This window comes from Calditrichota bacterium, assembly GCA_013152715.1.
GTDB lineage: Bacteria > Zhuqueibacterota > Zhuqueibacteria > Thermofontimicrobiales > Thermofontimicrobiaceae > 4484-87.
Genome location: JAADFU010000069.1, coordinates 1 through 8,454, shown reverse-complemented (window position 1 = coordinate 8,454; position 8,454 = coordinate 1). Strand labels below are relative to the sequence as shown.

At 46.3% G+C, this 8,454-nt stretch carries 8 protein-coding genes; 1 reads left to right on the top strand and 7 read right to left on the bottom strand.

Features of this window, described 5'->3' with window-relative positions; translation table 11 throughout:
• Positions 1–146: 146 nt before the first annotated feature.
• The 4 genes from gatD to GXO74_05520 form a co-directional block, all read right to left on the bottom strand.
• The gene (gene gatD / locus GXO74_05535) at positions 147–1,532 is read right to left on the bottom strand and encodes a Glu-tRNA(Gln) amidotransferase subunit GatD (GenBank protein NOZ61123.1); all 1,386 of its coding nucleotides are present in this window, start codon (positions 1,530–1,532) and stop codon (positions 147–149) included.
• Between the two features lie 69 nt (positions 1,533–1,601).
• On the bottom strand, positions 1,602–1,826 hold the full coding sequence (locus GXO74_05530) for a GatB/YqeY domain-containing protein (protein ID NOZ61122.1): 225 nt from the start codon (positions 1,824–1,826) through the stop codon (positions 1,602–1,604).
• On the bottom strand, positions 1,801–3,516 hold the full coding sequence (gene gatE, locus GXO74_05525) for a Glu-tRNA(Gln) amidotransferase subunit GatE (protein ID NOZ61121.1): 1,716 nt from the start codon (positions 3,514–3,516) through the stop codon (positions 1,801–1,803). Before gatE ends, GXO74_05530 begins: the two co-directional genes overlap by 26 nt.
• Before the next feature lie 103 nt (positions 3,517–3,619).
• A complete protein-coding gene (locus GXO74_05520) occupies positions 3,620–4,597 on the bottom strand; it encodes a lipase family protein (GenBank protein NOZ61120.1) in 978 nt (325 codons plus the stop codon).
• A 398-nt stretch (positions 4,598–4,995) separates the two neighbouring features.
• Here GXO74_05520 and GXO74_05515 point away from each other — a divergent pair, with 398 nt between their 5' ends.
• Positions 4,996–5,604 (top strand): cell wall-active antibiotics response protein, encoded by a 609-nt coding sequence (locus GXO74_05515; GenBank protein NOZ61119.1) that lies wholly within the window; start codon positions 4,996–4,998, stop codon positions 5,602–5,604.
• Positions 5,605–5,637: 33 nt separating this feature from the next.
• On the opposite strand, the gene GXO74_05510 is transcribed toward GXO74_05515, so the two are convergent.
• The 3 genes from GXO74_05510 to GXO74_05500 all read right to left on the bottom strand — a co-directional run.
• Positions 5,638–6,684, bottom strand: a complete 1,047-nt coding sequence (locus tag GXO74_05510) for a DUF1460 domain-containing protein (GenBank protein ID NOZ61118.1) — start codon at positions 6,682–6,684, stop codon at positions 5,638–5,640.
• A gap of 89 nt (positions 6,685–6,773) precedes the next feature.
• On the bottom strand, positions 6,774–7,745 hold the full coding sequence (gene pfkA / locus GXO74_05505) for a 6-phosphofructokinase (protein NOZ61117.1): 972 nt from the start codon (positions 7,743–7,745) through the stop codon (positions 6,774–6,776).
• A gap of 398 nt (positions 7,746–8,143) precedes the next feature.
• Positions 8,144–8,454, bottom strand: a 311-nt coding sequence (locus tag GXO74_05500; GenBank protein ID NOZ61116.1) for a hypothetical protein, incomplete at its 5' end; no start/stop codon positions are given.

Here is an 8,454-nt window from a genome sequence, read left to right as displayed (position 1 = left end):
GATCTCGAAATATTGGGGATATTCTTCTGCCCCAAAGTCCTCTTTCTTTGAAACTGGCAGAGAAAATTTCCTCCGCTACCCGCGTTAAAAGTTCAATAAGGCGAAAAAAATTATTTTTTTATGCGCCAGTTTCTTTCGCCTCTCCCCTATTTCCAATTCCGACTGATGAATTCTTCCACTTCGGGAATGCCACCCTGATAAATCAAATAACCGTTGTGCGGCTCGCGTTCGGTGATTTCGCCGGCGATGGGTGTGAGCATGATTTTTTTGACTTTTTCCAAATCAGAAGTTTGTCCCAGCGCCCAGCCCAATTTTCCGTACGCCACCTCGGGCAACATATTCGCTGCCGGGATGACGCCCAATTCCATAATGTCTCGGCCGGTGTCGTAAACGTACATTTGCACGTAACCCCAGAGCGTCTGCACCGTCATGTACATGGCGATTCCTTTGTCGTGCGCTTTCTTCAGTGCCGGGTACAGCGGTTTGTTTACGTGCCCCAAACCGGTGCCGGCGATAATTATTCCTTTGTAATCGTTGTCAATCAACGCTTCGATGATGTCGGGTTTCATGTTTGGGTAATAATAAACAATGGAAACTTTTTCTTCAAACGCCGTATTGATGGTCACATTTTTGTCGCTGCGGCGGCGTTTGTAATCGTCTCTGAAATAAGTAAATCCGTCTTTGCTGACTTTAGCGATGGGAATGTCTCCGATGGTGCGAAAAGTGGAGCGATAGCTGGAATGCATTTTCCGCACGCGAGTGCCACGATGGAGCAAATCGTAGCGGTCGCTGGTTGGGCCGAACATGCAAACCACGACTTCCGCGATGTCGCTCTCCGCCGCCGTTTTCGTGGCGTCAATTAAATTAATTGCCGCATCGGAGGAGGGTCTGTCGCTGGAGCGTTGAGAGCCGACCATCACAATTGGCACCGGGGAATTTTGCACCATGAACGACAAAATCGCTGCCGTGTGGTGCATGGTGTCCGTGCCGTGACCGATGACAATCCCTGCCACACCTTTTTCGATTTCTCTGCCGATAGCCTGTGCCGTGCCGATCCATTGTTCAGGTCCCATATTTTCGCTAAAAACGCCGTACAATTTTTCCGTTTCCAGATTGCAGATGTCCGCTAATTCGGGCACGGAACCGTAGAGTTCCCCCGGCGAAAAAGCAGGAATCACTGCGCCGGTGCGATAGTCGAGACGGCTGGCGATGGTGCCGCCAGTGCCGAATAATTTCACCCGCGGCTTTTTGGGATCGTAAGGAAATTCTTTTTCCGGAATTTTGTAATTTGCCTTTTTGTACCCAGTTTCTTTCATGGCGTGAATCGTGTCCGCTGCCAAACCGACATTGTAACCGTTGCGCAATTTTAACACGATGTGGCGATCGTCCGCTGTCTCCGAACGCGGCAAAATGATGCCGATGAATTTCCCGCGGCTGGTTTCTACTTCCACATCGCTCCAAACGCGGACTTGAAAGTTTTTCAATGTCGATAATGCCGCACCGCGATAGCCTTTGTAATCCTCACTATTCATTATTTGTAAACCTCAAATTTTCACAGTAAGTCTTTTCTCGGTCAGCCGTAAAATAGCTAATTAAATTTTTCAAAAATATTTTCGCACTAATCTCGCCACATCTTTCCCGGCAGCTTTACCGCGAATTTTTTCCATTATTTCCCCCATGACAATTTCAAATTTTTTATCGTCAGGCAATTCGGAAACAATTTTTACTGATTTTATTTTTTCCCGGGCTATTTTTTCGACTTCGGAATTTGGCAATGGCCGAAATTGCTCAATTAATTTTTCAACAGAAACATTTGAATTTTCCATTTTCCATAAATTTTTCCAAAATAATGGCTACTGCTTCGCGGACGATTTTTTTCTTCCCAAAGGATTCAAAAACTGGCAGAAGAATTTCCCTGTCCAATTTTTCCACGGCCAAACCTTTTCGCCGCCAATGTTTGAATGTCTCCGTCAGCAGGCGAGCCGGGAAAAAAGGCTCAATTTTCGTGATTTCCAGAATTGAATCGAACCACTCGCCCCTGCCGGAAAGAATCAGTTCACCAATCGTCATTTCGGGCAGGCCTAATTGGCGGTATTTCTTTCTCCGTTCCCAGGGGGGAATCGGCAAATTTCTTTGAATACGCCGGATGCGTTCTTCGTTCAGAGCAATTGGCGGCAAGTCTGTGTCCGGGTACATGCGATTGGGGCCAGGCAGAACGCGCTCGAAGCCGGTAGTTCCGTCCGCCAGCGCCTGCCGCGTTTCACTGGGCACGCCTTCGATGGCTTCGCGGGCGCGAATTTCGATTTCCCCGACAGCCGTTTCCGCATCGCGCGCGTCGCCCCAGGTGATGATCAGCGCATCGCTGCTCTGAAATCCGGTCAACCGCTTTATTTTTTCCCACGCCGCGCTACTGATGGTTTCATCGACAGTGTCAGAATGAATCAAATTGGGAATTGTGTCCAGACAGGCGATCACGCGTACGCGATCGGAAAATTCTTTGACGAAATTGGTGCCCGGCTGCGTGGAATGGCTCAAAATGCCCTGAAAAAATGGCAGACGTACGCATTTGATGCGCGTGTTCTTATTGATTGCATTTTTGATGGGGAGGTAGCTGGTAGTGCGCAAAATATCAGTGACGTCGAACACTTTCGGCTGAAAATCATCGGGACGAACACCGCGCGAGCGAAGCTTCTGGCGGATTTCCAGCAGCGCCTTTTGTCTGCCGGCTTCGTTGTGCACTAATCTGGGAATAATCGGAATGCGCGGCACGCCTTTGATTTCGATGCGCGTTCCGCCTTCGATACTGACATTCACATCCTGCCTCGTCGCGCCAATGCCGCGTCGCACTTTTCCTGTGGCGCGAGTCAACTGGCGAATCAGTTGCGCGACGTCAGCCATTTCCTGCGGCGTGCGCATGTCCGGATAAGTGACCACTTCGATCAGCGGCATTCCCAGGCGGTCGGTTCGGTACACGCGGACATGGCCGTGATCGCTCTCTTCGCGGCAGGCATCTTCCTCGAGCCCCAGTTGCACGATGCCAATTTTCCGCTCGCCGTAAGGAATTTCGCCGTCCACGCCTAAAATTGTCGTGCGCTGAAACCCGGTGGGAATACTGCCATCGAGATACTGTTTTCTTGCAATGTGCAGTTCGCTCACTAAATTCAACTTTAGCAGCAGCGCAATTTCCAGTGCAATCTCCAGCGCCTCATCGTTCAACTCAAACGGCGGCGCGTCATCCATTTCGTAAGTGCACACTGTTTCTTTATTCAATTGATAAATAATTTCTTTTTTTGTTTTAAATTCCATCAGCGCGGTGCCGTCGTACTCGCCCAATTCCGACAGCGTAGGCCTCATGTGGCGCAGAATTTCCGCGTCATATTTTTGACTGTAAAGTCCCGCCGGGCAGCGACAAAATAGTTTCTTTTTTGTTTTCAATTGTTGATGGATTTCCAGACCGGCTTTCAAGCCCAACTCTGCGTAATCGGCAGCCGTCATCTTTTCCATTGGCTTTAGCATCTGTTCTTCCCGCTGTTACGATTCAAATTGGAGTTGTAAATTTTATCAAGAAATTTCTGGAATGCTTATTCAATTTTTCGGCGAAGCCGCACACTGTATTTTCCTAATACCAACCCAACTGATCAAGTGCTTTTCCGGCGCGTTGTTCCAGCCACAGCTTGTATTTTGGCACATCGCGACTGAGAAATTCATGAACAATCTGCGCCAGTTCCGGTGTGCGCAAATAGCCGAACGATTTGTGAGGGTTTTCGTCCCCGTCATATCCGTAATCATTGTAAACGACTTCATCTTCCGGAAGCACACCTTGCGTGTTGGGCAGATAATCGTCGGCAAGATTGTAGTTCAGGGTCACCTTATCGCGCAAATCCGCCAGATTGTACCATTTTTTGACATTTTCCGGAGTCGGCGGTTTACTCACTTTTCTGCCGGATTCGTGCAATTCTTTGATTATTTTGCTGACGATGATCGGCAACGACAGCGGCGAACCGATTGTCACCAGCGTATCGATGGGCACGTCCGGGGCGTCGTGAATAAGAGTATCGTACGCAATAATTGACCCCATGGAATGTGCAATGAGCAGAATTTCATCATCGCGATGTTTTCGCAGCACGTCTGCCAATTCCTCCCGCAGCAAATGCCGAACGGATTTTTGCTCATTTTCCACAATAATCGTCGCGTCGGAATAGTACAAACTCAAATCGCGAAAATAGCGTTTGATGATCATATCCGTAACGCCGGAAAAATTTATCGACATGTCTGCATTCAGAAAAAGTTTCTCCATCTGCCGCTCAATGTAATCGAGAATTTTCCGACGCAGCGGACTTTCTTTTTTGTGTTCTCTGTGAGAAGATTTGATGTAAGGATATTGCACATAGAGCGGATCATGTTTGTCTTTAATTTTTGGATTGAGAGGCTCGGAGTAGAGAAAATGCGCCCAATAAACAAAGCGAAATCGAAAGAGGAAGTGAAACCGGCCGATGTTTTTCAGACCTTCCCGAATAGCTTTCAGCCACCACGTTCGCAGCAAAGATTCCGGCGGCTTGTTATCCAGACCGTGAATCCCGATGATTATTTTCGACAAATTACCTTCTCCATTTTTCAGGAACCGGTTTTCAGAATAAATTGAGAACAGCTATGTTTGCCGCAAGGCAATTAATATAAGTATTTAGAAATTGAGAATCAAGCGAAAATTGGGAGTTTTTTTGCAAAATTTATGGCGGAAATGAGCTTGTTCAAGAGGGTCTGAAATTAAAACAATAAAAATTGAACGAGAAATAAGTCCATTCTTTTTTAATTTTAAAATATCTTCTGTGTGCTCTGCGGCTTCGTGGCATTTTCCCCGACTCATAAAAAACGAAATCTGAAAAGAAAAGATATTCAACATCGAAACAATCTGGCGAAATTTGCGTATTTTAACGTGATGCCATTTTTCTCGATTTAGCAAATTGCAGCTATTCACAAATACACAAGGAGCGCCACATGTCACATCACTCCCATGAACGGCGAGGACTTTTTTGGCCTATTTCGCTGATTGTCATTGGTTTTTTATTTTTGTTTCAAAATCTGGGCTATCTCGACGTTGGAGATATCATTTCTAACTATTGGCCAGCATTGCTGATTATCTGGGGAATCTCGTTGATTTTTAAACGTCCGCATTCTTCTGAAAAAAGCTCTCTACCGAATAAAGGGAAAATGAAAGACGAACCCGTCATTTTGAGTACGGAACAAGTCGCCTATTCGAAAAATTTCGGCGATTTGAACATCAAGATCGATTCGAAAAATTTCCAGGGCGGAGACATCAACAATACTTTCGGTAAGATTCATTTGAATTTGCAAGAAATAGAATTGAGCGAAGGAGAAAGCAAGCTATTTGTCAACGGCGTCTTCGGCGATATTCACGTTGCTTTGCCGAAAAATATCGCGTACAAAATTGAAGGCGGTGTGACCGGCGGCTCGATCACAGTAATTAACGAAAAAGTTGACGGTTTTTCCAAGCAACTGAGCCTTCAGACCGATGATTACGACTCTGCTACAAAAAAATTAAAAATTGTCATCAGTCTCACTTTTGGCGATGTTGTCGTCTGGTAAATGCGAAAATGCCGCCGAACGCACCGCGTCGATTCAATAAAAAACCGGCGAAATTTGCACTTGCGGCTTTTTCATGCCGTCAATGAGCATCAATTCCCAGATCGGGTCTTCGCGCAGCCGGAGAAATTTGAAGCCGTAAAAATAAGGCTTCCTCTTTTTGAGCTTCTTCTCTTTGGGAGATTTTTCGCCGTTATTTTTCGCCCGCAAAATCTGATTGTGGGCGCGAATTTTTTCATTTTCAGCCTGAACTTTTTGGTTGAACAGTTTCCGCTTCTGATTGTACTGTTCGGCGGTGCGATAAAGATCCATCAGCGGCTGCTCCTTCACCCGCGGCGATGACGAATGAAGAAAATTCACCGTGCCGTCGTCGCTGCGCGTAATTAATCCCACATGGCCGACCCACTTGCCGTCTTCGTAGCCGCGCACGATGTTCACAAAATCGCCAGGCTGAAGTTTATCAATGACACGCGGCAAAATTTGATACGGAATATAGCACCATTTCACCGTATCCGCCGGAATATTTTGCCCGATGCCGTATTTTGACATAAATTTCGCGCGATCCACAACCGTTGTTTCATAAATCGTATCGTCACCCCCTAATTCTTCCGTGATATCTTCGACAAGCCAGCTATTGTTCACGTCCCAATCAAATTCGGTGTAATGATTTCGCGTGGCAAAACCGATGATGCCGTTTTTGTAGCGAATTCGTTGCAGCATGGCGAAAAAACTCTTCCAATCCCAGGACAGCGCCATGGCGTAAATGTGCTCGCTGAAAACAACGCAATCACTTTTCCCCAGCGAATACAAGGGCTGGGAATCATAAATTTCAAAAGGAAATTCTCCTAACAAATAAATCTGATACGGTTGCCCCACGTTTTTTCGGGCAAGATGCTGAACTCTTTTGCGCAAATCTGGTTCCACTGACTGCAAATATCCGAGATAAATATTTAGCTCCGCTGGATTAAATTTGTACAGCGGTTTATCAATGAGTTTTTTGAGCTGATTTTCGCTGATGTGCATCAAGCGGGCGACTTCCCTGTCTCCAGAAGTCAACTCCACGCTTTTCCAGTGAGGTCTCATCAAAGCGCATGATGAAATTAGAAATAGCAAAAAGAGAGCCATTAATAGAACAAAAATACGCGTATTCATCTTTAATCCCTCAAATTTAATCAAAATTCCAGCGAACGGGCTAAATCGTAGAGACTCATGTCCAGTTCCCGGCGATTGTCAATAATTTCTTTCAAAGGAGTTGTGGTAATCTTATTTCCCACCAGACCGACCATTTTGCCGCTCTCGCCGCGAATAAGATGATCCACTGCTGCTGCGCCCAGTCGTGTCGCCAGCAGTCTGTCGAACGCTGTGGGCGAGCCGCCGCGTTGAATGTGACCCAAAATGGTCACCCGCGTCTCAAAACCTGCTTCTTCGATGCGTTCATCAAGAGTTTTTTTGATTGCGCGAGTCGAATGTTTCGCGCCCTCCGCCACGATGATAATGCAGTGTGTCTTTCCGCTGACGTAGGCTTTTTCAACAATGTGCACCACATCCATCAGACCGAACGGCTTTTCCGGAATGCAAATCATCTCCGCGCCGCCGATAATTCCCGAAATCAAAGCGATGTAACCGCAGTTTCTACCCATCACTTCCACGATGAACGCCCGCTGATGAGAAGAGGCGGTCTCTTTGATTTTGTCCACAGCGTCGAGCACCGTGTTCAGGGCTGTGTCCACGCCGATGGCCATGTCCGTGCCGGCGAGATCGTTGTCGATAGTCCCCGGAGCACCAATGACAGGGAAACCTGCTTCGTGCAAACTCAAAGCCCCGGCAAGAGAACCATCGCCGCCGAGAGCCACCAGGCCATCGATGCCGTGAGAATTCAAATTCCGAATCGCCTGCCGTAATCCTTTTTTTGTTTTAAACTCCTCACACCGCGCCGTTTGCAAAATCGTGCCGCCGCGCTGGATGATGTTGCTCACAGAGCGTTTGTCCATTTGTTCAATATCATTATCTATCAATCCTTCATAACCGCGCCTGATTCCATAAGCTTCAAGCCCGCGATTAATCGTCGAACGGATGACGCTGCGAATGAATGCATTCATTCCCGGCGCATCGCCGCCGCTGCTCATTACTGCAATTCTTTTCATAAATCAAAAAGCCTCGTTTCTCTATTCATTCGTTTAATAAAATAACCAAAATTTGAAACTGAAAATTTATTATTGCAAAGATACAAATATTCATCTAATGTTGCAAGAAATATTTTGTTATTTGATGAATTACAGAGGATTAAAACCAGCAAGATTTTTTTTAGGGGCAAATCGGAAAACAAAAAGAGAAACAGCTTTTAAATTTAAAAACAAACAAAGAAATGTTTTTTGGTGGAGGCATCGATTAACATTTTGAGAATTATCAAGTTATCGAAACAATGATCCGCAAATCGATGCCTCTGATTTTCAAGTTAATTTTACAAAACGACTTTCTTAATTGGTATTTTCATTTTTTTAGCAGACGACGAACTATGAACAATCTAATTCATGGATAGCCTTCACCACGGCATCTTTCTTTTTGCATATTTTCTTCCGATTTCCGCCGAGTCCTGCCGTCGCCCGGCTCCAATCATCACACCCCTTTTGATTTGCTTTACGACATTATCGGGCAGAACATTATCCAGGAAAAATAGACCATTTTTTTTGCACAACGCCAGCACTTTATCTCCGGCTGCCTGTACTTCCGGCGGTACAGGCGGATCGGCTCTGCCTTCGAGGTAGCCGTAAGAGAGTCCCATATCCCGGGGACCGTGCTCGGCAAAACAAATACCCGGAACAGCTAACGTCTTTTCGGCATTTGCCAGCGCAT